Annotated in this window: 23 protein-coding genes; 15 read left to right on the plus strand and 8 right to left on the minus strand. The window is 56.5% G+C overall.

The annotated features are described in order from the left end of the window. Positions 1-21: 21 nt before the first annotated feature. Positions 22-1,185, minus strand: a complete 1,164-nt coding sequence (ftsY, locus tag MRBBS_RS17475; protein WP_014872935.1) for a signal recognition particle-docking protein FtsY — start codon at positions 1,183-1,185, stop codon at positions 22-24. A gap of 137 nt (positions 1,186-1,322) precedes the next feature. Here ftsY and rsmD point away from each other — a divergent pair, with 137 nt between their 5' ends. The 7 genes from rsmD to MRBBS_RS17510 all read left to right on the plus strand — a co-directional run bounded on the left by rsmD (position 1,323) and on the right by MRBBS_RS17510 (position 7,231). Then, complete coding sequence (rsmD, locus tag MRBBS_RS17480; protein ID WP_014872936.1) at positions 1,323-1,976, plus strand: 16S rRNA (guanine(966)-N(2))-methyltransferase RsmD; 654 nt, start codon at positions 1,323-1,325, stop codon at positions 1,974-1,976. A gap of 53 nt (positions 1,977-2,029) precedes the next feature. Next, positions 2,030-2,842, plus strand: coding sequence for a bifunctional DNA-formamidopyrimidine glycosylase/DNA-(apurinic or apyrimidinic site) lyase (mutM, locus tag MRBBS_RS17485; RefSeq protein WP_014872937.1), 813 nt, complete (start codon positions 2,030-2,032; stop codon positions 2,840-2,842). Between the two features lie 199 nt (positions 2,843-3,041). Beyond that, entirely contained in the window at positions 3,042-3,386 is a 345-nt protein-coding gene (locus tag MRBBS_RS17490) for a hypothetical protein (protein ID WP_014872939.1), read from the plus strand. Positions 3,387-3,485: 99 nt separating this feature from the next. Further along, positions 3,486-4,175 (plus strand): GMP/IMP nucleotidase, encoded by a 690-nt coding sequence (gene yrfG / locus MRBBS_RS17495; protein WP_014872940.1) that lies wholly within the window; start codon positions 3,486-3,488, stop codon positions 4,173-4,175. Between the two features lie 40 nt (positions 4,176-4,215). Continuing rightward, positions 4,216-4,626 carry a ribosome-associated heat shock protein Hsp15 gene (hslR, locus tag MRBBS_RS17500; RefSeq protein ID WP_014872941.1) on the plus strand — a complete coding sequence of 137 codons (411 nt, stop codon included), beginning with the start codon at positions 4,216-4,218 and terminating at the stop codon, positions 4,624-4,626. Positions 4,627-4,663: 37 nt separating this feature from the next. After that, positions 4,664-5,518 carry an Hsp33 family molecular chaperone HslO gene (hslO, locus tag MRBBS_RS17505; RefSeq protein WP_014872942.1) on the plus strand — a complete coding sequence of 285 codons (855 nt, stop codon included), beginning with the start codon at positions 4,664-4,666 and terminating at the stop codon, positions 5,516-5,518. A 180-nt stretch (positions 5,519-5,698) separates the two neighbouring features. Then, positions 5,699-7,231, plus strand: a complete 1,533-nt coding sequence (locus MRBBS_RS17510) for a phosphoenolpyruvate carboxykinase (protein WP_014872943.1) — start codon at positions 5,699-5,701, stop codon at positions 7,229-7,231. A gap of 111 nt (positions 7,232-7,342) precedes the next feature. Here MRBBS_RS17510 and MRBBS_RS17515 read toward each other — a convergent pair whose 3' ends face one another. The 7 genes from MRBBS_RS17515 to gshB all read right to left on the minus strand — a co-directional run bounded on the left by MRBBS_RS17515 (position 7,343) and on the right by gshB (position 13,172). Beyond that, positions 7,343-8,677: a dihydroorotase gene (locus tag MRBBS_RS17515; protein WP_014872944.1), complete on the minus strand. Its 1,335-nt coding sequence runs from the start codon at positions 8,675-8,677 to the stop codon at positions 7,343-7,345. Further along, positions 8,674-9,699, minus strand: a complete 1,026-nt coding sequence (locus tag MRBBS_RS17520; protein WP_014872945.1) for an aspartate carbamoyltransferase catalytic subunit — start codon at positions 9,697-9,699, stop codon at positions 8,674-8,676. The genes MRBBS_RS17515 and MRBBS_RS17520 overlap by 4 nt, the downstream gene beginning before the upstream one ends. A gap of 58 nt (positions 9,700-9,757) precedes the next feature. Continuing rightward, entirely contained in the window at positions 9,758-10,261 is a 504-nt protein-coding gene (gene pyrR, locus MRBBS_RS17525; protein WP_014872946.1) for a bifunctional pyr operon transcriptional regulator/uracil phosphoribosyltransferase PyrR, read from the minus strand. A 72-nt stretch (positions 10,262-10,333) separates the two neighbouring features. Further along, positions 10,334-10,756, minus strand: a complete 423-nt coding sequence (gene ruvX, locus MRBBS_RS17530) for a Holliday junction resolvase RuvX (RefSeq protein ID WP_014872947.1) — start codon at positions 10,754-10,756, stop codon at positions 10,334-10,336. Continuing rightward, positions 10,749-11,315, minus strand: a complete 567-nt coding sequence (locus tag MRBBS_RS17535; protein ID WP_014872948.1) for a YqgE/AlgH family protein — start codon at positions 11,313-11,315, stop codon at positions 10,749-10,751. The genes ruvX and MRBBS_RS17535 overlap by 8 nt, the downstream gene beginning before the upstream one ends. After that, on the minus strand, positions 11,312-12,175 hold the full coding sequence (locus MRBBS_RS17540) for an energy transducer TonB (RefSeq protein WP_014872949.1): 864 nt from the start codon (positions 12,173-12,175) through the stop codon (positions 11,312-11,314). Before MRBBS_RS17540 ends, MRBBS_RS17535 begins: the two co-directional genes overlap by 4 nt. Positions 12,176-12,218: 43 nt before the next feature. Continuing rightward, on the minus strand, positions 12,219-13,172 hold the full coding sequence (gene gshB, locus MRBBS_RS17545) for a glutathione synthase (RefSeq protein WP_083847087.1): 954 nt from the start codon (positions 13,170-13,172) through the stop codon (positions 12,219-12,221). 298 nt (positions 13,173-13,470) lie between these two features. Here gshB and pilG point away from each other — a divergent pair, with 298 nt between their 5' ends. The 8 genes from pilG (at position 13,471) to MRBBS_RS17585 (ending at position 25,999) form a co-directional block, all read left to right on the plus strand. Beyond that, the gene (pilG, locus tag MRBBS_RS17550) at positions 13,471-13,863 is read left to right on the plus strand and encodes a twitching motility response regulator PilG (protein WP_014872951.1); all 393 of its coding nucleotides are present in this window, start codon (positions 13,471-13,473) and stop codon (positions 13,861-13,863) included. A 32-nt stretch (positions 13,864-13,895) separates the two neighbouring features. After that, positions 13,896-14,258, plus strand: a complete 363-nt coding sequence (pilH, locus tag MRBBS_RS17555) for a twitching motility response regulator PilH (protein ID WP_007348235.1) — start codon at positions 13,896-13,898, stop codon at positions 14,256-14,258. Positions 14,259-14,282: 24 nt separating this feature from the next. Further along, positions 14,283-14,828 carry a chemotaxis protein CheW gene (locus tag MRBBS_RS17560; protein WP_014872952.1) on the plus strand — a complete coding sequence of 182 codons (546 nt, stop codon included), beginning with the start codon at positions 14,283-14,285 and terminating at the stop codon, positions 14,826-14,828. Positions 14,829-14,922: 94 nt separating this feature from the next. Next, positions 14,923-16,983 (plus strand): methyl-accepting chemotaxis protein, encoded by a 2,061-nt coding sequence (locus MRBBS_RS17565; RefSeq protein WP_014872953.1) that lies wholly within the window; start codon positions 14,923-14,925, stop codon positions 16,981-16,983. A 25-nt stretch (positions 16,984-17,008) separates the two neighbouring features. Next, positions 17,009-17,908 carry a CheR family methyltransferase gene (locus tag MRBBS_RS17570; RefSeq protein ID WP_014872954.1) on the plus strand — a complete coding sequence of 300 codons (900 nt, stop codon included), beginning with the start codon at positions 17,009-17,011 and terminating at the stop codon, positions 17,906-17,908. Positions 17,909-17,919: 11 nt separating this feature from the next. Next, entirely contained in the window at positions 17,920-24,489 is a 6,570-nt protein-coding gene (locus MRBBS_RS17575) for an Hpt domain-containing protein (protein ID WP_014872955.1), read from the plus strand. Continuing rightward, complete coding sequence (locus MRBBS_RS17580) at positions 24,486-25,541, plus strand: chemotaxis protein CheB (protein ID WP_014872956.1); 1,056 nt, start codon at positions 24,486-24,488, stop codon at positions 25,539-25,541. Before MRBBS_RS17575 ends, MRBBS_RS17580 begins: the two co-directional genes overlap by 4 nt. Then, entirely contained in the window at positions 25,538-25,999 is a 462-nt protein-coding gene (locus tag MRBBS_RS17585; protein WP_014872957.1) for a chemotaxis protein CheW, read from the plus strand. Before MRBBS_RS17580 ends, MRBBS_RS17585 begins: the two co-directional genes overlap by 4 nt. Positions 26,000-26,039: the final 40 nt, after the last annotated feature.

Raw genomic sequence — 26,039 nt, forward strand, 5'->3', positions numbered from 1 at the left:
CTGGTAGCTGGCGCTCAAACGTTAGTCAAACAGAGCGTCGACGAAGGCACGGGCGTCAAAGCTGCGCAGGTCTTCAACCTGCTCCCCCACGCCAATAAAGCGAATCGGTAGCTGCAGCTGGCGAGCAATCGCGAACACAATACCACCCTTGGCCGTGCCGTCGAGTTTGGTCAGCGTGATGCCGCTGACGCCCACCGCTTGCTGAAACACTTGGGCCTGATTCAATGCGTTCTGGCCGGTGCCAGCATCCAGCACCAACATAACTTCGTGAGGAGCTGCGGCGTCGAGCTTTTTCATCACCCGCACGACTTTTTCCAGCTCGCTCATCAAGTTGTCTTTGTTCTGAAGACGCCCGGCCGTGTCGGCAATGACCACGTCAATGCCGCGTGACTTGGCCGACTCAATGGCATCAAAAATAACAGACGCGCTGTCGGCGCCGGTGTGCTGGGCAATCACCGGGACTTTATTGCGATCGCCCCAAACCTGCAACTGCTCCATTGCGGCAGCGCGGAAGGTATCACCCGCGGCCAGCAAGACAGACTTGCCTTCGTCTTGAAATTTCTTGGTGAGCTTGCCAATGGTGGTGGTTTTTCCAACCCCGTTCACGCCAACCATAAGAATGACATAGGGCTTCGCCTGGGCGTCGATCACAAGCGGCTTACTAACATCTGTTAATAAGCCGTGGAGCTGGTCGCGCAGCGCGTGGCGCAGGGCTTCACCATCTTTGAGCTGGTCGCGCTTAAGCTTCTCAGTCAACGATTCAATAATTTCGGTGGTTGCGGTTACGCCTACGTCTGCCATTAACAGTGTGGTTTCAATTTCTTCCAGCAGGTCTGCGTCAATCTTCTTGCCCACCGCGAACATATCCGCCAGACCGCCGGTAAAACTAGCGCGGGTTTTGCCCAGGCCGCGGCGAATGCGCTCAAGAACGCTAATCTCGGGCTCCGGTTTGACTAACGCTTGTTGAGGTACAACTTCCACCTTGGGCGCGGCCGGTTCGGCATCAGGCTCTGGCTTTGTTTCAGGCAGCGGCTGCGGCGCAGGCGCCGCTTGCGAGTCTGGCTGACGCAACTCGAACGTGCGCGGGCGCGGAATCTTTCGCCGGTTGCTGGCGAGATCCAGCACGAACAACAAAACAAGCAAGGCCGCGAGGCCAATTGAAATCCACTCTGCCGTTACAGTCATACCATTGAATCCAAAATAAGCGGGACAAATTAGGCCGCTATTCTAACAGACTGCTGCCGGTTAGCGAGGTAGCGCACACGGCGACGCTTTTGTTTTATCATGGGCCGGCCCAATCACCGCCTTTCAGGACACATGTCATGCCTCAGCGCAGCAAGTCACCGCGCCCTTTGCCAAAGCATCACGCCGCCGATGGTCAGCGCCCTAAATCAGCTTCCGGTCGTGGAACCCTGGGCGAATTACGCATCATCGGCGGCGATTGGCGCAGCCGCAAGCTGACATTTCCAGACAGCGGAGGTGTACGGCCCACGCCAGCGCGCACTCGCGAAACGCTTTTTAACTGGCTGCGCTTCCATCTGGCCGGAGCTCGCTGCCTGGATTTGTTTGCGGGCTCCGGTGCACTCGGGCTAGAGGCGTTATCACGGGGTGCAGCCCACAGTGTGTTTGTGGACCACACGCCAGAACTGGTCAAAGCGCTCAACAGTAATCTTGCACTTCTGCAGGCCGACAATGCCCGTGTTGTGCGCCAGGACACCGACGCCTTTCTGGCGAGCCCGGGGGAAAGCTTTGACATAGTCTTTATTGACCCGCCCTTTCGTCAGGGTTGGCTAACACGACTGCTGCCCGCACTGGCAGACAACGGTTGGGTCACACCCGGTAGTTGGGTTTATTTAGAACACGAAAGTGAACTGACGACCCCAGCGGTGCCGGCCGGCTGGCAATTGCAGCGGCAAAAGAGCGCCGGGCAGGTATGCTACTGCCTGTTTAGGATAACCGACTCAACATCAGTTTAAGGTTACCGACACCACACCAGCCTGACGCTGCTTTTTATGACGGAGTGATCACCGTGCCCGAATTGCCTGAAGTTGAAACCACCCGCCGTGGCATAGCGCCCCATCTGGAAGGCCAGACCGTTCGCTCTGTCAGCGTTCGTAATAGTCGATTGCGCTGGCCGGTGCCAGAAGATCTGGGTGTACGATTGGAAGGGGAAGTGATACGCAGCGTGGAGCGGCGCGCCAAATACCTGTTTCTGAATTTCGACAGCGGCAGCGTTATTGTGCACCTGGGCATGTCTGGCAGCCTGCGAATCATTACCGACGACAGCGCTGCATTAACCCATGATCACGTAGAGCTGATGCTGCATTCGGGTGTACGCCTGAGATACAACGACCCGCGCCGTTTTGGCTGCTGGCTGTGGTCCTCGAATCCCAGCATTCATCCGCTGATCGCTAACCTGGGGCCAGAGCCGCTGGCGCCCGAATTCAACGGCGCCTATTTATTTCGCCGTTCCCGGGGCAAAAGCACTGGGGTCAAATCCTTTATTATGGACGGCCATGTGGTGGTGGGCGTGGGCAATATTTACGCCAACGAAGCTCTGTTCAAAGCCGGCATTCACCCGCGACGGCAAGCCGGACGCATCAGCCTTAGCCGCTACCACCGATTGGTCGAAGTGATTCAGGAAACCCTGATGGCCGCCATCCTGATGGGTGGCACCACCCTGCGGGACTTTGTTAACAGCGACGGCCAGCCCGGCTATTTCGCACAGTCGCTGCTGGTGTACGGCCGCGGCGGCCAGCCCTGCTCCGAATGCCAGGCTACACTGCGGGAAATCCGCATGAATCAGCGGGCGACGGTATACTGCACCCGCTGCCAGCGCTGAGGCCGTGTTCAATCTGCTAAAATCGTTTGAAAAAGCGCAAATATGCTTCATAGTTAACAGCTCTACAGACCAGCGCTGCTACACTGAATATTGGCAGCACACCCATTGTTGCGGCCGCTGTTCCATTAAGTAGCCACATAAAACAGCCGATCATAGCTCTTGTAATTCATCAGGGCTGTTTTCGCTCAGGAGACATCGAATGACCCGCAAGCTGACCCGAATTTTAACGACTGTTTTGAAGACGATGATGGTCGCCAGCCTGCTCTCGTTTTCCGCCATCGGCCACGCCAACACGTTAGACGAGAGCCCTTCTGCGCTCGCTATGACGACGGATGCATTGATTGTGCGCCCTCTACTGTTGGCGACAACTATTGTGGGCAGCGCGGTGTACTTGGTGTCACTGCCATTTTCACTGCTGGGTGGCAACACCGCTGAAGCCGGCGAAGTATTGGTAGCTGGGCCGGCCAGAGCCACATTTACGCGCTGCCTGGGCTGCACTCGCAGCGAGCGCAAGCACAATACCGTTGGGCAACCCGCGAACTGATCCAGCCCGCTTCAACGGTTCTGGGTCAGCAAAAGCCTGGGTTGTCAGGCGCAATCAATTGAGGCAGCCTGTGAGAAACTTCACGGGCTATTTTTGTTTATGGTGAACTGGTCAACGCTTGATACAGTGTTTCTGGATATGGACGGAACACTGCTGGACCTGCATTTCGACAACCATTTTTGGCTGGAACATTTGCCGCTGCGCTACGCACAAAAAAACAATCTGCAACCTCAGGTAGCCAAACAACAGCTGATGGCTTTGATTATGGCCCAGCGTGGCTCACTGAACTGGTACTGCACCGATTACTGGAGCAACCAGCTGTCCATGGACATCAATGGACTGAAAGCCGAGGTCGGTGAGCGTGTGAGCTACCGGCCCCATGTGCGGGCGTTTCTATGCAGCCTGCGCGAACGCGGCTTGTACACGGTGATTGCCACCAATTGCCACCCGGACCCCCTGGCCATGAAACTTGAGCGTACCGGCCTGGACACCCTGGTTGACGACATAGTCTCTAGCCATCAGCTTGGCAAACCCAAGGAAGACCCTGCTTTTTGGCAAGCACTGCACCGTGTGACCCCCTACGATCGCAGCCGCACCCTGATGGTAGACGACAGCTTTCCCGTGCTTGAAAGCGCCGCTAAAGCCGGTATCGCACAACTGCTGGCGGTGCTGGCACCAGACAGCCAGCAGCCTGCCAATCGCGCTCACCCGCAAATCACCGGCATTCATGACTTCGATGAAGTACTGCCACAACTGCAGAAGCAACGGCCCCTGCCATCTGCGGGATGACACCGTTATACTCAACTTGCGCAGCAAAAGGTGAGATGACATGGCAACACCCAACAAAAACGACGATGACCGCGTCAGGCTGGACAAGTGGCTATGGGCGGCGCGCTTTTTTAAAACCCGCGCCATGGCCAAAGGCGCAGTGGAAGGCGGCAAAGTGCGTTACAACACCCAGCGCTGTAAGCCTGGAAAACTGATGGAAGCCGGGGCGGAACTGTCGATACGGCTAGGCTTGCAGGAAAAAATTGTGGTGGTAGACGATGTCAGCGACCACCGCCGCGGGGCAGCGGAAGCGGCCCTGCTTTATCACGAAACCGAAGACAGCGTGAAAAAGCGCGAAGACATGGCCTTGCAACGCAAGACCATGCAAGCCTCCCAGCTTCCACCGGCACGGCGCCCGTCGAAAAAGGACCGCCGCGACATCGACCGGTTTCGCGAACACAACGGGCTCTAGCAGCCGCTTTATTTCACGTTTTTTCAGGAGACACACAATGGCGTCCGGCGATCAGTTCCAGCGCTTTATATTTGAAGACAGCCAGATCCGCGGGGCCTGGGTACAACTGGATGAAAGTTATCAGCAAATCGGTCGCCAGGCCCCCTACCCGGAATCTGTACGCCAATTACTGGGCCAGTCGCTGGTGGCCAGCGTGTTAATGAGCAGCACGCTGAAGTTTAACGGTGCGTTGTCATTACAGGCTCAGGGTGATGGTCCTGTGCAAACGCTGATGTCGGAATGCAGCCACGACCGCTTCGTACGCGGATTAGCGCGGTTTGACGATCAAGCCATCGGCGACGGTGATTTTCAACAGCTATTGGGCGACGGCCGCATGGCCATTACCATCACGCCGGACCAGGGCCAGCGATACCAGGGTGTTGTACCCCGCGAGCGGGACAGCCTGGCAGGCTGCTTGGAAGAATACTTTGAGCGCTCTGAACAAATCGCCACATCGCTGTTGCTGTTTGCCAGCGAAGACAAAGCCGGCGGCCTTCTGCTGCAGCGCCTTCCCGGTCACACCCCAGAAGATGACGAACTTTGGGAGCGAATTAATCACCTGGCACGCACCGTAGAAGCAAGCGAAATGCTTGAACTGGACAGCGAGACACTACTCCACCGCCTGTTCAACGAAGAAACCGTGCGGGTATTTGACGCGGAACCGGTGGCCTTCCGCTGCGGCTGTTCCCGTGAGCGCACAATGAGCGCGCTGGAAGCGATTGGGAGCGAGGAATGCTATAGCATTCTGGAAGAACAGGGCTCCATTAAAATGGACTGTCAGTTCTGCCATGCACACTACCGTTTTAACCGCGTCGACGTAGACCAGTTATTTACCGGTCACACCCTGCATTGAGCGCGTGTTGACGAGCGACGGCGGCGGCTTGAAAGAAGCCACCAGGCAGACTTTGATGGCATTCGTTTTTTACTGGCGCGTCTGGCATAATGGTGCGCCTAGATTGACTCGATTGTTCAGTTTTCCACCGCTTCCGGTGCGGCCCTGGCAATCACCAAGACACCCGAGGGCGACATCGTAGTGAGCATATCTTATCAAGATCTAGGAACGGCACAGCTGGTTGAACAAGCACTGGCGCGCAACGAAGGCCAAATGGCTGCAAATGGCTCACTGGTGGTTAAAACCGGGGTACGCACAGGCCGGTCTCCCATGGACCGCTATATTGTGCAAGAACCCAGTACCGCTGACGATATTCACTGGGGCCCGATCAACCGCCCGTTCGACGCCGACAAGTTCGACGCCCTATGGGAAAGAGTCGAAGCTTACGTGGCCGAGCAGGATTCTTTCGTGTCTCTTGTGCATGTAGGCTCCGATCCAGAGCACTACCTTCCCATCAAGATGACCACCGAACTGGCCTGGCAGAATCTGTTTGGCCGCAACCTGTTTATTCGACCGAACACCTACAACCCGGCTGACAAGCAGGAATGGCAAGTTCTTAACATTGCCAACTTCAAATGCGTGCCCGAGCGTGACGGTACCAACAGTGACGGCGCTGTTATTATCAACTTTGCCCGCCGCAAGGTCCTGTTGGCTGGCATGCGCTACGCCGGCGAAATGAAAAAAGCCATGTTCTCGGTACAGAACTTCCTGCTACCAGAGAAAGACGTGCTGCCCATGCACTGCTCTGCCAACGTGGGCGACGACGGCGAAACCTGCCTTTTCTTTGGCCTTTCTGGCACCGGAAAAACAACCCTGTCTGCAGACCCGGAGCGCTACCTGATTGGCGACGACGAGCACGGCTGGGGCCCTGGCACTGTCTTCAATATCGAAGGCGGTTGCTACGCCAAGTGTATTGATCTGAGCAAGAAAAACGAACCGATTATCTGGGACGCGATCCGTTTCGGCGCTATCGTCGAGAACGTCATGATTGACGAAGAAACTCGCGAGCCAGATTACACCGACGTATCGCTGACCGAAAACTCTCGCTGTGCCTACCCACTCGAGCACATCGAAAAGCGCGTAGCAGAAAACCTGGCCGGCGAGCCGTCGCACATTGTATTTCTGACCTGCGACATGACCGGCGTTCTGCCCCCGGTATCAATCCTCAGCAAAGAAGCGGCGGCCTATCACTTTCTCAGCGGCTATACCGCTCTGGTGGGCTCAACCGAGATGGGCTCTTCATCAAAACTGAAGTCCACTTTCTCTACCTGTTTTGGTGCACCCTTCTTCCCGCGTCCGGCCGGTGTTTATGCCGAGTTGCTGATGAAGCGGATGGACGAATTCGGCAGCAAGGTGTTCCTGGTAAATACCGGCTGGACCGGCGGTTCCTTCGGCGAAGGCAAACGCTTCAGTATTCCCACCACTCGCGCCCTGATCAGCGCCATTCAAAACGGCGAGCTGGACGATGTGGAAATCGAGCATTTGCCCACGTTGAACCTGAGCGTTCCAACCCGCGTGTCAGGCGTTGACAGCAAACTGCTGAACCCACGCAACACCTGGGCCAGCACCGAAACCTACGACGAAAAAGCAGCCGAGCTGGTCGGCCAATTTGTAGAAAACTTCAAAAGGTTCGACGTGTCGGACGCAATCGTTGCAGCCGGTCCCAGGCAGTAAAGCCAAGCTAAAAAAAAACGCCTTGCGGGTTACGCCAGGCGCTTTTTTTATGGTCTTCCAAGCGCCGGCATTCGCTGCTGGCCCTCTGAAACACAGGCGTTCACCAACTTGTTAAGGCAACATTGACGGCCAAGCCTTATGGCCGGCAACCAGGGTGTAACACACCACACCCGGCATTGAGCGCTCCAGTACCGGTCCGTTGCCACCGGCAGACACCAGAGTGCCGGGGCCAGGGGACCAAGACTGGTCGGGATTGAAAATACACAGATCTGCCACTGCACCGGCAATCAGACCTAAGTTGCTTGACGCGCTCTGGCCCAGCACGGCGGCAGGGCCAGCGGTCAGCGCGCGCAACAATTGCGGCAGGCTCAGCTCATTAGCGGCTACCCGCTCCAAGCCCAGTGACAACACAACTTCAATACTCGATAAACCCGGCTCGCTGGCGGCCAGGGGCGCCTGTTTGGCCGCGCTTTCATGGGGTTGATGCTGACTAACAATGGCGTCAATAACACCGTCGCGAACTCCTGCCACCAGGGCCTTCCGGTCACTCTCTGAGCGCAGTGGCGGGCGCACGTGAAAACGACTATCAAATCCACTCAGCGCGTCTTCGGTAAAGGCCAGCTGGTGCATGGCCACGTCAGCGGTGACCCGAATTCCCCGTTGGCGCGCTTCCGCCAGCATGTCCACGCTGCGGGCGCACGACAGCTGGCTAAGGTGCAAGCGCACACCGGTTTCCTGTGCCAGCAGGATCATTTCCATGACCGCGGCAGTCTCCGCCACCTCCGGAATCCCCAGCAGACCAAGACGTGTGGTCACCAGGCCATCGTGGGCGTAACCGTCGGCGGCCAGCGCCTGATTTTCCGGGCTGAACATCAGCGTTAATCCGAAGGTCTGGGCGTAAGACATGCAACGTCGTAGAACCCGTGCGTTGGACAAGCCCCGTGAGGCGTTGCCGAGGGCAACACAACCTGCCTTCTGCAAACCGGCCATGTCACTGAGCAGCTCACCTTTCAGACCACGGGTAACCGCGCCTATGGGCAGCACTCGGACCAACGCCCGGCTGGCCGCTATGTCACGAATCAGGTTGGTCACAGCACCAGAATCGTTCACTGGCGAGGTGTCGGGTGCGGCGCACACGCTGGTAAATCCACCGTGTGCAGCAGCCCGTGTTTCCGAGGACATATTGCCTTTTTGGCTATTGCCCGGTTCGCGAAGATTGCAGCACAAATCCAGAAACCCCGGGCTGACAATACAATTTTCCGCCATCAAGGTTTCATCGGCCGCTTGCGTCAGGGCGTCGGGGCCAAGAGCGGCAATACGGCCATTTTTTATCAGCAAGCCAGGGTTGGCTTCCAGCGCTCCAGCGCTGGTCGCCGTGGCTCCACGGTACAACTGGCCACCCATGATTTTCACGCTGCCAGCAGGGGGGCGGGAAGACAGTTTCATGAGCGCACCTCTTGCTTGGCCATGTCGTTCAACGCTTGCTGACGCTCAGCCAGTTGGCCACCCATGGCCATGGACATCACCGCCATACGAATGGCGATGCCGTTGGTTACCTGATTCAAAATAACCGACTGCGGCCCGTCGGCCACCGCCGATTCGATTTCTACGCCGCGGTTAATTGGCCCTGGATGCATAACAATGCAATCCGGTTTCGCCAGCGCCAGTTTGACCCGATCAAGACCGTAAAGGCGGTAGAACTCGCCTTCACTGGGCAGAAGCGCGCCTTCCATCCTTTCTTTTTGCAGGCGCAGCATAATCACCACGTCGAGATCTTTCATGCCGCGCAGCATGTCGTACTCTACGGTGCAACCTAGCGCTTCTACATCCCGGGGCAACAGCGTGCCAGGTGCGATCACCCGCACCTCGGCCACACCCAGCTCGTTAAGGGCACGAATCTGCGAGCGCGCCACGCGCGAATGCAGCACATCGCCCACAATGGCCACTTTTAGACCGGCGAAGGTTTTTTTATGCTGCCGAATTGTAAGCATGTCCAGCATGGCCTGGGTGGGGTGGGCATGGCGCCCGTCGCCGGCATTGATGATGGCCACTTTGGGCGTCACGCTTTCGGCAATAAAGTGCGGTGCACCGCTTTGGGCGTGACGCACTACAAACATGTCGCTGGCCATGGCCTCCAGGTTGTACAAGGTATCCGCCAGGGATTCGCCTTTGGAGGTCGCCGAGGTGCTGATATCAAGATTCAGTACGTCTGCAGACAGGCGTTTGGCCGCCAGCTCGAAGGTGCTGCGGGTGCGGGTACTGGATTCGAAAAAAAGATTCACCACAGTACGCCCGCGCAGCAACGGAACCTTTTTAATAGTGCGCTCGCCCACCTCTATAAAGGAGTCAGCCGTGTCGAGGATGTCGGTCAGCAACTCGCGGCCAAGGCCGTCCAGAGTCAGAAAATGCCGCAACTGACCTTCCCGGGTCAGCTGCAAATGATGAGGGCCGGTAGCGGTTGCGGTCATGGGTTGCCTGTATAAACAAAGGTGGCTGGGGCGTGGCTAGAATGTGGCTTAATTGAAGCTAGGCCTGTTCCAGTTCAATACGCAGCGGATCAGGCCCGCGTAACTTTATGCGCTGGCTGGTTTCCAGCGTCAGCGCAAGGCCACGCACATCGGGCTGCACCGGCAGTTCACGGGCGCCCAAATCAATCAGCGTAGCCAATATAATACTGGCCGGGCGGCCATAATCGAAGATTTCATTCATCGCGGCACGAATAGTACGGCCGCTCATGATCACGTCGTCTATCAGCACGACGTCTCGATCGGCGGTATCAAACGGCAAGCTCGACGGCTTTACCTTAGGGTTCAGACCAATACGACTGAAATCGTCGCGGTAAAATGAAATATCCAGCTCACCGAACGGTTCCTGCAATTGCAGGCGCCGGGCCAACTCAGCGGCCAGCCACACACCACCGGTTCGAATCCCGATAAACGCCGGTGAACTTACGCCACGTTCCTGCAGCAACTGGCGCAGACCGGCTTCCATTTTGTCCAGCAGTGGCTCTATATCAAGTTGTCCGTTCATAGATCCTCGTCGCAGCGCCTGGCAGGCACTGTGGTTAGCATTGGTTAGTTCAACATGGGTTGTTAAACAGGGCTATTGATTAAACCAGGTTTCCAGAATCAGCACCGCGGCGCGATCATCTATACCATCGCGCCCATAGTTGCGGCTTCCGCCGGCGGCCATCACTTCACCTTTGGCCTGATAGCTGGTCAGGCGCTCGTCCACCATTTCCACGGTTACGTGAAAGCGCCCGTGCAGGCGCTTGCCAAATTTGCGAGCGCGGAGGCACATCTCGTTTTCGCTGTCGTCCATATTCAGCGGCAGGCCTACCACCACCAAGTCAGGGCGCCATTCGCGCAGCAGTTTTTCCAGCTGGGTCCAGTCTGGCGTGCCATCACGGGCCGCGATCATGGTCAGTGGCTCGCCGCGGCCGAGCATTTCCTGGCCCACGGCAATGCCGATGCGGCGGGTGCCAAAATCAAACGCCATAACGCGGCGCTGGCCGGCTTCATGCATGGCCTGTGGTCTCGCTAAGCTGGTTAATGTCGATGCCCATACTGGCCAAAACCGCCTGATAGCGACGATTCCAAGGCGTACGAAACAATAAGTCCGGGCTCGCCGGACACGTCAGCCAAGTATTGCCGCCCAACTCCGCTTCCAACTGACCATCACCCCAACCGGCGTAACCCAAGGCCACCAGAAATTCATCCGGCCCCTTGGCAGCGCCAATGTCGGCCAATATGTCGCGCGAGGTGGTCAGCCAGATGTCGGCGGTCACTTCCGCGGTATGCTGCCAGCGCTGCCCAGGGTTATGCAGCACAAAGCCACGTTCGGTCTGCACCGGGCCGCCGGCAAACACTGGCAAGTCCAGTTCACCGCCGTGCATGTCGAGCTGTTCCAGGATTTCTCCCAAGTGTATGTCCAGCGGCTGGTTCACGGTCAAACCCAGCGTCCCCTCGGCGGAATGTTCACACACATAGATGACCGCGCCATGAAAACGCGGGTCACTCATCCACGGTGACGCCACCAGAAAATGATTACGGAAATTGTCCGTTGTCTTGGCAGTATCGCTCATCTGGATGTCAGCCCCCGCTGCTGGAATGACCAGGTACGTATGATTTCAAGTTCATCAACATTGCGGCTCATTTCCTCGGGGAATGGCGGGTAGGGCGCCGCAAGCCTCACAATGCGAATGGCTGCGTCGTCCAGTAAAGTGCTCCCGGACGACTGCATCACCAGAACTTCCTTAAGACTTCCATCTTTGCGCAGTGTGACCAGCAAACGCAAGTCACCATAAAGACCGCTGTTCCGGGCTTCGGCGGGGTAATTCATGTTACCCACTCTGGTAACCTTGCTGACCCAGTTCTGGACATACCAGGCGTTGCTGGACTGAAGCGTTGAAGACGCGGTTACCTGCAGCACACGGGGCCTGAGTGAATAGGCTTGTTGCTGGGCGTCCAGCCGGGCTTCCAGACTGGCAATTTCCAGGCTGCGCTGCAGCAGATTTGGCGTTGGCTTTGTGGGCAGTTCTTTCACTGCTTCAGCGCGAATCTCTGGCTTGGCAACTTGCCTTGTACTCGACGCCTGGGTACTCACCACCGCTTGCTGTTGCACCGGCTGTGGTTCGGGCTGCGCCTGAGGCTCGGGTTGAACCTGCGCCACTTCGGTTTGGTTCAACTCCACCGACTGCGGGCTGGTCAGTTCTTTCGCCTGTTCTTCGCTGCCGCTGCCCTGCTGATTGGTGGGTGCCAGAAAATCCGCTTTTTCCGGCGCTTTTTCATCGGCGAAACGCGACAGGGTAATTTCCATGGTTTGCGCCGATGGCGGCGGTGTTTCGGGCGCGAAAGTAATGCCCAACACAATCACCCCGTGAATCGCCAAAGCCATAAACAGGGTGAACGAAAACCGATCAACATCGCTTACCTGAACTGCCATTCCCGTTGCTCTTGAACCATCAGATTAATGCCGCTTTAAACAATCAGCGCTGCTGCAGTCGTTTGGCAATGGCATCCATCAACATCGCGCTGATATCAATGCCAAAGGCGGCGTCCAGTTCGCGGATACAAGTGGGGCTGGTTACGTTGATTTCGGTCAGGTAATCACCAATCACGTCCAGACCCACAAACATCAGGCCCTTGGCTTTTATCACCGGAGCCACCCGGGCACATATCTCGCGATCGCGGTCGGTCAGTTCGCGGCCTTCACCGCGGCCACCGGCAGCCAGATTACCGCGATTTTCACCGGCGGAGGGTATGCGCGCCAACGCATAGGGTACGGGCTCACCTTCAATCATCAGAATGCGTTTGTCGCCCTGTGTGATTGCGGGCACAAACTTCTGCGCCATAGCCTGCCGGGTGCCGTGTTCAGTGAGGGTTTCAATGATCACGCCCAGGTTGCCGTCGTTTTCTTTAATACGAAATATAGAACTGCCGCCCATGCCATCGATTGGCTTCATGATGATGTCTTTGTGCTCGGCGTAAAACGCGCGTAAGCGCGCTGAAGAGCAAGTGACAATCAGCGGCGGCGTCAGATCTTCAAACTGGGTGGCAAACAGCTTTTCGTTGCAGTCACGCAGAGTAGCCGGCGGGTTCACCACCAGCGCGCCCTGCACTTCAGCAGCGCTCAAGATATAGGTGGCCATCAGAAATTCACGATCGACCGGGGGATCTTGGCGCATCAGAATAACATCCAGATCGCCCAGGGCAACATCGTCTTCCGATTCAAAGCTGTACCAGTCGTTTGGGTCCATCCGCACAGTCAGGTTGCGGCTGCGGGCCCGAGCCTGACCGCCCTTCAGGTACATGTCCTCGGGTTCCATATAAACCAACTGCCAGCCCCGTTGTTGAGCGGCCCAAAGCATGGCCAGCGAGCTGTCTTTTTTGAACTGGATCCTGTTAATGGGATCCATCACGATACCGAGTCGGACTGTCATAACGTCTCATTCTATTGCCGGGGATTTAAAAATACGAACCGGTCTGCAAAGCAGGCCTTTCACATAGTGCTAAGCTGCCAGTTCAGATGGTATTGTACCCGAGCCGTGAATGCATCTGCAGAAATCCTCAGCTCATAACGTGATGGGGCAGACAAAAGTACGTTTATTGACGAACAAGTACTGTCTATTCGGGCACCTATACTTTATAAAGGAGCGGAGTTCATAGGACAATATTGGTGTTTGTGCTAGAACCCCGGTTTGCTAACAATACAGTCGCTGAGCGCAAGGTAGTTGGACAATGGACGACAACTTCGGGAATTTGAAAGTCATGGTAATCGACGACAGCAAAACCATTCGTCGCACTGCCGAAACCCTTTTAAAGAAAGTTGGCTGTGATGTCATAACCGCGACTGACGGTTTCGATGCTCTGGCCAAAATTGCCGATTCCAAACCCGACATTATTTTTGTTGATATCATGATGCCGCGGCTAGACGGTTATCAGACCTGCGCCCTCATCAAGAACAATTCTACCTTTAAGAAAACGCCGGTCATCATGCTATCCAGTAAAGATGGCCTGTTTGATAAGGCAAAAGGCCGTATTGTGGGTTCCGATCAGTATCTGACCAAACCATTCAGCAAAGACGAGCTGCTTAATACCATTCGTCATTTCGTGCCTCAGGCGCAGCACTAATTTTGACATTTCCGGAACTCATTGGGGACATCATGGCTCGCATTCTTATTGTTGACGACTCGCCTACCGAGGTGAAAAAAATCACCACCATGCTGCAAAAGCACCAGCACGAAGTGCTGACCGCAGATAACGGCGCCGATGGCGTGGCCAAAGCTCGCTCGGAAACCCCGGATCTGGTGCTGATGGATGTCGTCATGCCGGGCCTAAACGGTTTTCAGGCCACCCGCCAGCTGACCCGCGCCCCGGAAACGGCATCGATCCCGGTCATCATTGTGACCACCAAAGATCAGGAAACAGACCGGGTTTGGGGTACTCGGCAGGGTGCAAAAGGTTATTTGGTCAAGCCGGTTAATGAGAACGATCTGATTCAGGTCATCAATAGCCTGATCGGCTGATTTTTTTTGAAACATGGAGTACGTATGTCTGCCCAGACTGCCCCCTTTGCTGTTCTGACGAACATAGCCCTACGTAGCCGTCAGTTATCAGCAGGCCTTCCAGAGCAGGAAAAAGCGGCCGAACAATGGAATGGAATCGGTTTTATGCTGGCTGGTGAACACTACGTTGCGCCCATGGGCGAGGTTACCGAAATACTGCATGTCCCCCGTTTTACCCAGATACCAGGCGTGCGCCCATTTCTGATGGGAGCGGCCAACGTGCGCGGCCGATTGTTGCCCCTCGTCGATCTTGACACTTTTTTTGAGCTGCCCCGCTCCGGCACCGGCCCACGCCAACGAAGGGTTCTAGTGGTTGAAAAAGACGACTTGTTCAGCGGGTTGGTTGTTGACTCGGTTCTGGGTATGCAATATTTCGGCGTAGAAAATTTCAAATCAGAAACCAGTGGTGTTCCTGATCGTATTCGACCTTTTGTGGCCGGCGGCTACACCCGCAACGGGGAAATCTGGAATGTGTTTTCGGCTACCGAGCTGCTCGGTGACGAACGCTTTCTTGACGTTGCACAGCGTTGACCGCAACGGCCGTGGCAGGCTTGTCAGCCTGCGACCGCAGCCATTCCGATACAACATACTTGTCCATTTCAGAACAAAGGCCGGGAGCCAGAAGATGAAAAACAGAGCCGGAAGACTCGGTAGCAGACAAGGTGGCAACAAACTGATTGCCGGGCTGACTACCGTGCTGATCGCACTTACCGTACTGCTGGTTGTGGTGCTGTTCATGGTTAACCGTGACAGCCAGTACGATCGCGAATACACGAACACCACCGCCGAACTAAGAGTGCTGTCGCAGCAGATCGCCAAAAACGCCACCGAGGCCGTCAGTGGCAATGCCAGCGCGTTTGACCAGCTGAGCAACACCCGCGACAGCTTTCGTCAGCTCTGGAACAATCTGACCGAGGGCGACCCGCAAACTGGCCTGCCCGCCAGTCAAGCCGCAGCTGCCAGCAATGTGCAGCAGCACTGGGATTCGGTGCGTGAAAACGCCGACATTATTCTTGCCACCCGCGACTCGGTCATGAACATGCGGGAAGTGACCAACACCCTCAGTGAAACCATCCCGCAAATGCAGGTTGAATACGAAGACATTTCTATGGTTCTTCAGGACAGCGGTGCCCCGGAAGCCCAGATTGCTCTGGCGCGACGTCAGTCGTTGCTGGCTGAGCGTATGTTCCGTTCAGTGAACAACGTGCTCTCCGGTGACGAAGACGCGGTGACCGCCGCCGACCGCTTTTTGACCGACGCCACCCAGTTTGGCCGCGTACTGAACGGCCAGCTTGACGGCAACAACGCGCTGGCCATCACCCGCGTTGCCAACGAAGATGCACTTTACGGGCTCGGGGCGGTCTCCGAGCTGTTCGGGTTCATTGCCAGCAACGCCGATGCGGTATTGCAAGCGTCTCCCGATCTGTTCAAAGTCTCGAACGCCGCCAACGACATCTTCGAAAACTCTGAAATTCTGCTCACAGAACTGTCCGAATTGGCCACGGAACTGCGTGACCTTTCGGCCGCGCGAGTCATTAATCCTACTCTTGCCTTTGCGCTGCTGGCCGCCGCGATTGGTATCGTCGTGCTCATTGGTTTGGCGGTTTATCGTGAATCCCAGACCCGATTGACCAAAACCCAAACGCAGAATGACCAGAATCAGAACGCCATCTTACGTCTGCTGGACGAACTGGCCGACCTGGCCGACGGTGATCTGACCGCAGAGGCCACGGTAACCGAAGACTTTACTGGCGCCATCGCCGACTCAATCAACTACGCCATCGACCAGATGCGCGGACTGGTGCAAGCCATTCGCGGTACCGCGGTGCGAGTTGCTACAGCGGCTCAGGAAAGCCAGTCTACAGCTATGCAACTGGCCGACGCTTCCGAGCACCAGGCACAGGAAATTGCCGGCGCCTCGGCAGCTGTTAACGAAATGGCCGTATCCATTGACCAGGTATCGTCTAACGCTGCAGAATCGTCTGCGGTTGCGGAACGCTCGGTTGCCATCGCCAAAAAAGGCACCAACGTGGTGCAGAATACCATCCGCGGCATGGACAATATTCGCGAGCAAATTCAGGAAACCTCCAAGCGTATCAAGCGTCTGGGCGAGTCATCCCAGGAAATCGGCGACATCGTGTCGTTGATCAACGACATTGCCGACCAAACCAACATCCTGTCGCTGAACGCCGCTATTCAGGCTTCTATGGCGGGTGATGCCGGCCGTGGCTTTGCCGTAGTTGCAGACGAAGTACAACGGCTGGCTGAACGGTCTTCTGCCGCCACCAAGCAAATCGAAGCTTTGGTAAAAACCATCCAGTCTGATACCAACGAAGCGGTTATCTCGATGGAGCACACCACTGCCGAAGTGGTTCGTGGCGCCCGCTTGGCGCAAGACGCAGGTGTCGCACTGGAAGAAATCGAAAACGTTTCCACGAGCCTCGCGGAGCTAATTCAGAACATCTCCAACGCGGCTCGTCAACAATCTTCTTCTGCTTTGCACATTTCCAATACTATGAACGTCATTCAGGAAATCACCTCGCAGACCTCATCGGGCACCAATGCCACAGCGTACTCGATCGGTAATCTGGCAGACATGGCCTTCGAGCTGCGTTCGTCGGTAGCAGGTTTCAAACTTCCAGAAGAAGACGAAGTCGCAGACACGAAGGTTCCGCTGGTGAGCTGAGTCTGAATCAGAGGTGGAAGCAGCAATGGCAAACGCCCCGGGCAATCAGGCCGCAATGAGCGGCCGCTGGACACCACAGCGCTTTACGGCCATGGACGATGCGCAGTTCGACCAGTGGCAAACACTGTTGGAGCAGCGCACGGGCATGGCGCTGGCAAGCGAGCGACGCTCGTTTTTAGAAACCAATCTCGGCATACGCATGCGCGAGCTTGGCTACTCAAGCTATCAGGACTATTACCAGGCGGTGGTTTGCGGTAGCGGTGCTATCCGTGAATGGGCCACCTTGGTAGACCGGTTAACGGTTCATGAAACCCGTTTTTTTCGTGACCCGGATGCCTGCCAGATGGTCGCCAATTATGTAAACGGGCATTCGCGCGAACAACTGATACAGCGGCCCCTGGAGGCCTGGAGTGTTGGCTGCTCCAGCGGTGAGGAGCCCTACACTCTGGCCATGGTGTTAGCTGATTGTTTGCAACAGCGCGGCGTAGAGTCATTGTTCGGGATAACCGCATCGGACATCAGTCCGGTAGTGATTGAGAAAGCCCGCCGTGGTTACTTTAACCTGCGCCGGCTTGAAGGTATGAAACCGGAGTTTCAGGCCCGTTACTTCAGCCCGATTGACAGCAAGCAGGTACAGATATGCAGTCGCCTTCGCGAGCGTGTGTGCTTCAATTGCCTGAATGTGCTGGACCTGGAAAGCGAGCCGACTCACGGAATGAACATCATTTTTTGCCAGAATCTACTGATTTATTTTCACCGCTGGCGCCGCCAGGAGATCGTTCGGCATTTGGCAGAACGCCTGGCTCCAGGTGGCCTGTTGATTTTGGGCCAGGGCGAGATAACCGAATGGCATCCACCCGGCTTGCAACGGGTGCCCTCAGGACATGTACTGGCGTGGACCAAACGCCAGACTGACGACGAGTAACCGGAGAGGTTATGGGCAATAACCATGACAGTATCGCCCTCGACTGGGTTCGGGGTGAAATACAGAGCACGCTAGCTCAGGGCCAGCAGGCTCTGGAAAGCTATGTGGACAACCGTAAAGACGCGGCTCGTTTACGCTTTTGCCTGAACTATCTCCACCAGGTGCACGGCACATTGCGAATGGTCGAGCTTTACGGCGCCTCCCTGCTAACCGAAGAGATGGAAAAACTTACCCAAGCCATTCTGGACAACCAGGTTGACAGCGAAAACGAAGCCGTTGAGGTGCTAATGCAGGCCATTCTGCAGTTGCCGCAATACCTCGACCATATTGACAGAAGCAGTGATGATTTCCCGCTGGTACTGCTGCCCCTATTGAATGATCTACGTGCCGCACGCGGCGAAGCATTGTTATCTGACACCTCTTTGTTCAAGCCCGATATGTCACCGGCGCGCGCCCGCGGCACAATAAAAGACGACCGGTTGCAAGAACCGAAAGTGCGCGACCATGTACGCAAACTGCGGCAAATGTATCAGTTCGCGCTGGCTGGAGTAGTGCGGGAAGCCGACCTGGACGCCAACTTTGATTACATGCAAAAAGTAATAAAACGCTTGGTTCGGCTATGTCAAAAAACGCCGCGGGGTGAGCTGTGGAAAGCCGCCGCTGGTTTTGTCGAAACACTTCAGTTTAAAGCCAACCCGGTTAACGCGGCTGTAAAGTCGCTGCTGCGGGAGCTGGATAGCGAAATTCGCCAACTAATAGAAAATCCGGACACGGCCTTGGCACACCCGGCGCCAGAGGCTTTGTTCAAAAATCTACTGTATTATGTAGCCCGCGCCCGCGAACTCGATTCACCTCGAATAGAAGCTCTGCGCACTGATTACAAGCTAGCCCAGGCATTACCTTCTGATGATGATGTAGATGCAGCACGTTCACGGGTCAGCGGCCCTAATCGCGATGCCATCCAGTCTGTTGTGCACGCCCTTAACGAAGAACTCGCCAAGCTCAAAGACTTGCTGGACCTGTTTGTCCGCGCCGACCTGCGCAGCAACGATGAACTCGAAGACCTGGTCCCAGGTTTGCAGCAGGTAGCCAACACCCTTGCGGTTATTGGTCTGGACGTGCCGCGTAAAGTAGTCAATGAACAGATTGATCTGGTGACCCAACTGGTCCGTCAGGATCAGCGTGTATCCGATAACACGCTGATGGACATCGCCGGCGCCCTGCTCTATGTGGAAGCCAGTTTGGCAAATCTGGGCCAAGACGGCCAGCATGAAGATACCGACCAGCGCGACTTGCTGAACCCCGGTTCGCGGGAGCTGGGGGATGCCAACGGTGCACTGCTGAAGGAGTCTCGCAACACTCTGGAACAGGCCAAATCGGCCGTCGTCAACTTTATTGCCTCACAGTGGGACACCCGTGAGATTGAACATCTGCCGGCGCTGCTGCACAGCATCTGCGGTGGTCTGAGGTTGATACCGCTTGAGCGCGCCAGCGATTTGCTGGAAGCCATGGAACGCTACATCACCGACGTGCTGCTGAGCGGGCGCGAGGTGCCCAACTGGCAAGAACTGAATACCCTGGCCGATGCTGTTACCAGCATCGAGTACTATCTGGAACGCTTGAATGACGGAATCCGCGACAACGACAACGTGTTGCGGGTGGCGGAAATCAGTCTCGAAAGCTTGGGATTCCCAGCAGGCAAGGCGCCTACCTGGCGCCCCAGAGCTGACATCAACGAAGCCGACATTCCCCTGGTGGACGCGCCATTGCTGGATACACCCCTGCTGGACGCCGTATCAGCGCCCACCTTAGACACGGGTGTACCTCCGGACGAACTGTTGGATGACGAAATTGTTGATATTTTCATCGAGGAAGCCGAAGAAGTTCTTGCGACCATCCACAATTACTATCCACGCTTACAGCGGAATCACGACGACCGTGCAGCGCTGGCCGAAATGCGCCGCGCCTATCACACATTCAAAGGCAGCGGCCGCCTGGTGGGCGCCAGCAGCCTGAGCGAACTGGCCTGGGCGGTAGAAAACCTGCTGAACAAACTGATTGATCAAACGGTCAAACCCAACGATGACGTGTTTTCTCTGGTCTCTGACGCCAACGCGCATCTACCGCAGCTGATCAATGAGTTCCGCGCCGGCAACCCGCAGGGTGACGTTGCCAACCTGGTTGCTCGTGCCGAAGCCATCACTACCACACGCCGCGCAGATACCAACACCAACACCAATACCAATACCAATACTGCAATCAATGCGCCCGCCAGCGCCACAGACCGCACCGATAACCCGCAAAGCGAGTTGATTGACGACGAAATCTTGGAAGTTTTCATCGAAGAGGCCGGTGAAGTATTAGCCAGTATTGATGAATACATGCCTATGTTGTTGCGTAACTATGGCGATCGCAGCGCCTTGGGTGAAGTGCGCCGCGCCTTTCACACCCTTAAAGGCAGCGGCCGTATGGTCGGCGCCGACGTGATCGGCGAGTTGGCATGGTCTGTGGAAAATCTGCTGAACCGGGTGCTTGACGGCAGCCGCAGCATGAGTGACGCCGTTGCCTCTCTGCTTGGCAATGTTATCGCGATTTTGCCGGCGTTGGTCAGTGATTTTGAACAACATCGCACCGCAACCGTTGACACCCATGAAGCACAAGCCCGCGCCCATGCACTCGCCGACGGCAAAGACGTGCTGGCTGCCACTGGCGCAGTTGCCGCAAGCGAAGCCGCCACGGGCGATGTTCTGCAGTCACCCGAGGCAGGGCCCGAGCCAGACGACGAGTCAGACGTAGACCAACTTCTGCTGGACATTTTCGAGAGCGAGGCCCTGTCTCACCTAAAAACGGTGAAATCCTATATTGCCAGCGCTGCAGATAAACAAACCACAGCATATACCGACGAACTAACACGGGCACTGCATACCCTTAAAGGCAGCGCTCACACCACCGGCATAACGCCCATTGCCGATTTGGTTACCCCCCTTGAGCGCTTTGTGAAAGACGCCCGCGCTGAAAACAAACGGTGCGACCGCGATGCTATCTCCTTGCTAGAGCAAGGCGTATTGTTGTTAAACCAAGGCCTGTTGCAACTTCACAGCCAGCCACTGGCAGAATTGCCGGGCAGCCGCGAGTTCCTGGAGCAACTGGAACAGCTGGCTAGCGCTACCTTGAAGGGTGCCAGCTACGATGATACCCAGCTATCGTCGGCCAATAGCCGCTCCGCTTTGCTAGAACTCTTTGTTAACGACGACATCAACATCGTGCTTAACGCCAGTAGCATACTGGACCGCTGGACCGCCAACCCCGCTAACAGCCAGGCCCTTGAACAGTTGCGTCACGAACTGACGCGGCTGACCGCGGCTACCGAAATTGCTGGCCTGGACGACATAGCCACGTTGTCGGCGGCGTTGCAAGGCAGCTACAGCGTTCTGGCTGACAGCGACCGCGAGCCAAAGCCCGAACTTCAGGCCTGCCTGCACCTGGCCCATGAGCAGCTAATCAACATGATGGACCAGGCCGCAGCCGGACTGACTATCGACAGCGCAGATCCGCTGCGTCAGCAACTGACGGATCTTACCGATGATGTTCTGGCCAACGATGCTTTCCTTGCCGCGTTCCAGCAAGACGAAGAGCTAAACCAACACCAAAACATAGACAATGGAAAGGCAGCTGCTGAGATAGCATTTGAAGCACCCGTGCCACCCTACACTCCGGATACGGACGACGACATAGATCACGAAGTGCTGGAGATTTTCCAGGAAGAAGCCCGCGAGTTGATCGACAGCACCGCCGACGCACTTCAGCGCTTCAGTCAGGACAGCGGCAATCACGATTTACTGCGATTGCTGCAACGAGACCTGCACACCCTCAAAGGCGGTGCCCGCCTGAGCAAAGTGGGCAGCATTGGTGATCTGGCCCACGAACTGGAAACCCTGTTCGAAGGGCTGGTTCAGCAACATCTGGCAATATCGCCGGTGCTGTCTGACTTGCTGTTCAGCTGTCACGACCGTCTGGCTAGCATGGTAGAAACGCTGGAAAATGGCGACAGCCCGCGCCCAGCGCCCGACCTGATCGCAGAAATACAACGTTATTCCAACAACGCTGCAAACGCTGGCGCCGATCATTCCCCGGTTGTTTTGCAACCGGAGCCAAGCCCAGACGCACACGACACCAACAGCGTAACCACCGACCCGGAACTGATGGGCATCTTCCTGGAAGAAGCCTATGACCTGATCAACGCCACCGGCAGCGCACTGCACAGCTGGAGCGAGAATCCCGAAAACAGCATGCTTGCCGCCGAATTGCAGCGCGACGTGCACACTCTGAAAGGCGGCGCACGAATGGCGGGCGCAGACGCCATGGGAGATCTAGCACACGCTCTGGAGGATTTGTTCGAGCGGATTACGCGGGGCGAACTGAAGCCCGGGCCAGAGTTGTACGAACTTCTGTTTGCCTGTCACGACCGCCTGGCCGCCATGGTAGAACAAATTGCCACCGGCAAAGCCTGCCCACCAGCTCAGGATCTGATCGCGCAGGTGCATCAGGTGCATCAGCTGCATCCGCCACAACAGACCGAGCCTTCAGCGCTGGATCAAAAGCCTGCGATAGCGGAACAGAACGTCGAGCAGGAAGCTGCACAGGAAACGCCAGCGCCGGCACCAGAGCAGCAGCAAATGCCCTCTGTTGCAGTGCCCAAGCCAAAGCCTGCGCGCGCGCAAACCCGCAAGCCCCTGCGCACCGCGCAAGAAACCATTCGGGTGTCGGCACCGCTGCTTGACGAGCTGGTCAATCTGGCGGGCGAAACCAGTATTGCCCGCGGCCGCCTGGAACAGCAAACCAGTGATTTTAGCCACACTCTAGAAGAAATGACCGCCACTATTGAGCGCTTGCGCGAACAGCTGCGGCGCATGGACATCGAAACCGAAACCCAGATTCTGTTCCGCGCCGAAAAAGAGCTCGGGCCCGATTACGGTGAAGACTTCGACCCACTGGAAATGGATCGTTATTCGTCTATACAGCAGCTATCGCGGGCTCTGTCGGAATCGTCTTCCGACCTGATAGATCTGCGCCAAACCTTGGCCGACCGGATTCGTGACACCGAAACCCTGCTGGTGCAGCAGTCACGTATCAATACGGAACTGCAAGAAGGTCTGATGAAGACCCGCATGATTCCGTTCTCCTCAGTGGTGTCGCGTTTACGCCGTATCGTGCGCCAAATCAGCACCGAGCTAGACAAGAAAGCCAATTTTGAGGTGTACAACGCCGAAGGCGAAATGGACCGCAACGTTCTGGAGCGGATGATTGCGCCTTTGGAGCACATGCTGCGTAACGCGCTGGACCATGGGGTTGAATCGCCCGCAGAGCGTCTGGCCGCGGGCAAAGCAGAAACAGGGGAAATCAGCCTGTCGCTGCAACGCGAAGGCGGCGACGTTGTTCTGCGCATGAGGGATGATGGTGCCGGCATTTCTACCGAGCGGGTACGTAACAAAGCCGTCAGTCAGGGCCTGATCGGCCCAAATGATGTACTGACAGAGCGCGAGGTTCTGCAGCTGATCATGACACCAGGCTTCTCCACCGCCAAGGAGGTTACCCAAGTATCCGGCCGAGGCGTTGGCATGGACGTGGTAGCGTCAGAAATCAAACAGCTGGGTGGCAGCCTCGACATTCACTCCGGCGCCGGCCACGGCACCACATTTACCGTTCGGCTACCGTTTACTGTGTCGGTTAACCGTGCCTTGATGGTCACCAGCGGCGACAATTTCTACGCCATACCGCTGAACACCATTGAAGGCATAGTGCGGGTGAGCGCCTACGAGCTGGAAGAATATTACAAACCCGAAGCGCCGCTGTACGAGTACGCTGGTCAGGAATATCGCCTGCAATATCTGGGCAATTTATTGAACAGCGAATACCAGCCCAAGCTTCAGGGCCAGGCACTGCCACTGCCAGTTATTTTGGTGCGCGGCGCAGAGCAACCTATGGCCCTGCAGGTCGACAGCTTGGTGGGCAGCCGCGAAATTGTGGTGAAATCTCTGGGGCGTCAGTTCAACTCTGTGCGTGGCGTATCTGGCGGCACCATTCTGGGTGACGGAAATGTGGTGGTTATTCTTGATCTGCCAGCAATGATCCGCTCCGACATACTGTCAGAGCAGCAGCGCGCCAGCTTCAAAACAGACCAGCCGCGCCAGAAACCGCGACTTCACCAGCGCGCCACGCTAGTGATGGTGGTTGATGATTCCGTAACCGTGCGTAAAGTGACGTCGCGCCTGCTTGAACGCAACGGTATGGAAGTCATTACCGCCAAAGACGGCTTGGATGCCGTGACCCAGTTGCAGGATTACCGGCCTGATATCATTCTGCTGGATATTGAAATGCCACGCATGGATGGCTTTGAAGTAGCCGGCTTTGTTCGCCACGACGACATTTTGCGAAATACACCCATTTGCATGATTACCTCCCGTACCGGTGAAAAGCATCGTGAGCGTGCATTAGCCATCGGCGTTAACGAGTATCTGGGTAAGCCGTTTCAGGAGGCCACGCTGCTGGAGGCCATTCGCAGGCTGACAGGTACCCAATGATGGCAACCGGCGCCGGCGCACTGACTATCGGCATAGTGGCAGATACCGTCACGCAGCGGCAACGGCTCAGCTCTAGCCTAAAAGAACTGGGGCTGGTTACCTGTTTTTGCGGCAGTCCGGCGGAGTTGTACGCCAGTGCAACACTGCCGCTGGCGGCCTGTTGGCTTGTTCAGCTGGAAGACGAAGAGGAGCATCCCGAAGATTGGGATCTGGCTCTCATTGACGGAGATGCACCGGTATTATTAGGACTGGACCCCGCGCCCGCTGAAAATGACAAAGAAAACGCCCGCTGGCAACGTAAACTGGAGAATAAACTGGAGCGCCTGCTCGGGCCGTTATCGGCACCTCAGAGCGCAAACGTAGAACCGGTTTTGAACCGCATCAGCAGTTCGGCGCCAAATTCGGTTCCGCCACTGCAACCATCAGAACCCATAGCCGCCAGACAAATATGGGTTCTGGCGGCGTCACTAGGTGGGCCAGAAGCGGTAAAGAGTTTTCTGGACCAGCTTCCCCCCGATTTGCCGGTGGGGTTTGTGTATGCTCAGCACATCGACGGTCAGTTTACAGACGTGTTAGCCCGGGTACTGGGCCGCGACTCCCAGTACCGCTTGAAAACAGCAAAGCCAGGTGACGTCATCGCAACGGGGGACGTCGTCATGCTCCCAGTCGACCACGAATGGCAGATAGACAGCAGCGGCGCACTGGAGGAGCTGCCTGGCCGTTGGCCGGGACCCTATGGCCCGTCCATCGACCAGGTGCTGCTGAATATGTCGAATTACTACCATGAAAGCTGCCACGCCATTATTTTTTCCGGTATGGGATGCGATGGGGCAGTGGCTGCACCCATGCTGCGCGCTTACGGCAGTCGCATCTGGGCGCAAGACAGCCAGAGCTGCGGGCAGCCCTCCATGCCTGAATCGGTCGCCGCCACCGGCTGTGTCAGCTTTCGTGGCACGCCCCAGCAGCTAGCGCAGAAACTGGTCACAACTCTCGAAAACACTGACCTGCAGCAAAGCAGTCAGCCATCAGATTACGCTGGAGGTAACTCATGACCGATAACAACCAGACCCTGGCCTGCGTGATGATTCCGATGATCGGTCGTCAGCTGTTACTGCCCAACGTATCGCTGGCTGAAGTGGTGGACTACAGCCCCGACATTAACACAAGCGCCGACTCACCCGCCTGGCTGGCTGGCCATCTGGAATGGCGAGGGCTAAGGCTACCGGTTATATCCTACGACGCAGCCAGCGGCGGCCAATTGACACAACCGAATAATCGCCGCGGCCGGGTGGTTATCCTCAACAGCATCGTCGAAGAACACCGCGAACAGCCCTTTATTGCTTTGATGACTCAGGGCATACCCAGCCAGAATCGCATTAATCAAAGCCAGATTCAGCGCCTGGACAGCCCAACCGGCGTCGCCGACCTAATGGAAGTCGAAGTAGACGGCGAGCGCGCCTGGATCCCCAATCTGGAGTATCTGGAAAGCCTGGCGCAGCAATTACGCTGAGGCCTCAGCCAACGGTGCGGAAACCCTGGCAGCACGGATC

It is taken from the genome of Marinobacter sp. BSs20148 (genome assembly GCF_000283275.1).
GTDB classification, from domain to species: Bacteria; Pseudomonadota; Gammaproteobacteria; order Pseudomonadales; family Oleiphilaceae; genus Marinobacter; species Marinobacter psychrophilus.

Coding starts and splice junctions, on each gene's coding strand:
- ftsY (WP_014872935.1), bottom strand. CDS start 1,185: ATGACTGTAACGGCAGAGTGGATTTCAATTGGCCTCGCGGCCTTGCTT.
- rsmD (WP_014872936.1), top strand. CDS start 1,323: ATGCCTCAGCGCAGCAAGTCACCGCGCCCTTTGCCAAAGCATCACGCC.
- MRBBS_RS17490 (WP_014872939.1), top strand. CDS start 3,042: ATGACCCGCAAGCTGACCCGAATTTTAACGACTGTTTTGAAGACGATG.
- yrfG (WP_014872940.1), top strand. CDS start 3,486: ATGGTGAACTGGTCAACGCTTGATACAGTGTTTCTGGATATGGACGGA.
- hslR (WP_014872941.1), top strand. CDS start 4,216: ATGGCAACACCCAACAAAAACGACGATGACCGCGTCAGGCTGGACAAG.
- hslO (WP_014872942.1), top strand. CDS start 4,664: ATGGCGTCCGGCGATCAGTTCCAGCGCTTTATATTTGAAGACAGCCAG.
- MRBBS_RS17515 (WP_014872944.1), bottom strand. CDS start 8,677: ATGAAACTGTCTTCCCGCCCCCCTGCTGGCAGCGTGAAAATCATGGGT.
- MRBBS_RS17520 (WP_014872945.1), bottom strand. CDS start 9,699: ATGACCGCAACCGCTACCGGCCCTCATCATTTGCAGCTGACCCGGGAA.
- pyrR (WP_014872946.1), bottom strand. CDS start 10,261: ATGAACGGACAACTTGATATAGAGCCACTGCTGGACAAAATGGAAGCC.
- ruvX (WP_014872947.1), bottom strand. CDS start 10,756: ATGCATGAAGCCGGCCAGCGCCGCGTTATGGCGTTTGATTTTGGCACC.
- MRBBS_RS17535 (WP_014872948.1), bottom strand. CDS start 11,315: ATGAGCGATACTGCCAAGACAACGGACAATTTCCGTAATCATTTTCTG.
- MRBBS_RS17540 (WP_014872949.1), bottom strand. CDS start 12,175: ATGGCAGTTCAGGTAAGCGATGTTGATCGGTTTTCGTTCACCCTGTTT.
- gshB (WP_083847087.1), bottom strand. CDS start 13,172: ATGACAGTCCGACTCGGTATCGTGATGGATCCCATTAACAGGATCCAG.
- pilG (WP_014872951.1), top strand. CDS start 13,471: ATGGACGACAACTTCGGGAATTTGAAAGTCATGGTAATCGACGACAGC.
- pilH (WP_007348235.1), top strand. CDS start 13,896: ATGGCTCGCATTCTTATTGTTGACGACTCGCCTACCGAGGTGAAAAAA.
- MRBBS_RS17560 (WP_014872952.1), top strand. CDS start 14,283: ATGTCTGCCCAGACTGCCCCCTTTGCTGTTCTGACGAACATAGCCCTA.
- MRBBS_RS17565 (WP_014872953.1), top strand. CDS start 14,923: ATGAAAAACAGAGCCGGAAGACTCGGTAGCAGACAAGGTGGCAACAAA.
- MRBBS_RS17570 (WP_014872954.1), top strand. CDS start 17,009: ATGGCAAACGCCCCGGGCAATCAGGCCGCAATGAGCGGCCGCTGGACA.
- MRBBS_RS17575 (WP_014872955.1), top strand. CDS start 17,920: ATGGGCAATAACCATGACAGTATCGCCCTCGACTGGGTTCGGGGTGAA.
- MRBBS_RS17580 (WP_014872956.1), top strand. CDS start 24,486: ATGATGGCAACCGGCGCCGGCGCACTGACTATCGGCATAGTGGCAGAT.
- MRBBS_RS17585 (WP_014872957.1), top strand. CDS start 25,538: ATGACCGATAACAACCAGACCCTGGCCTGCGTGATGATTCCGATGATC.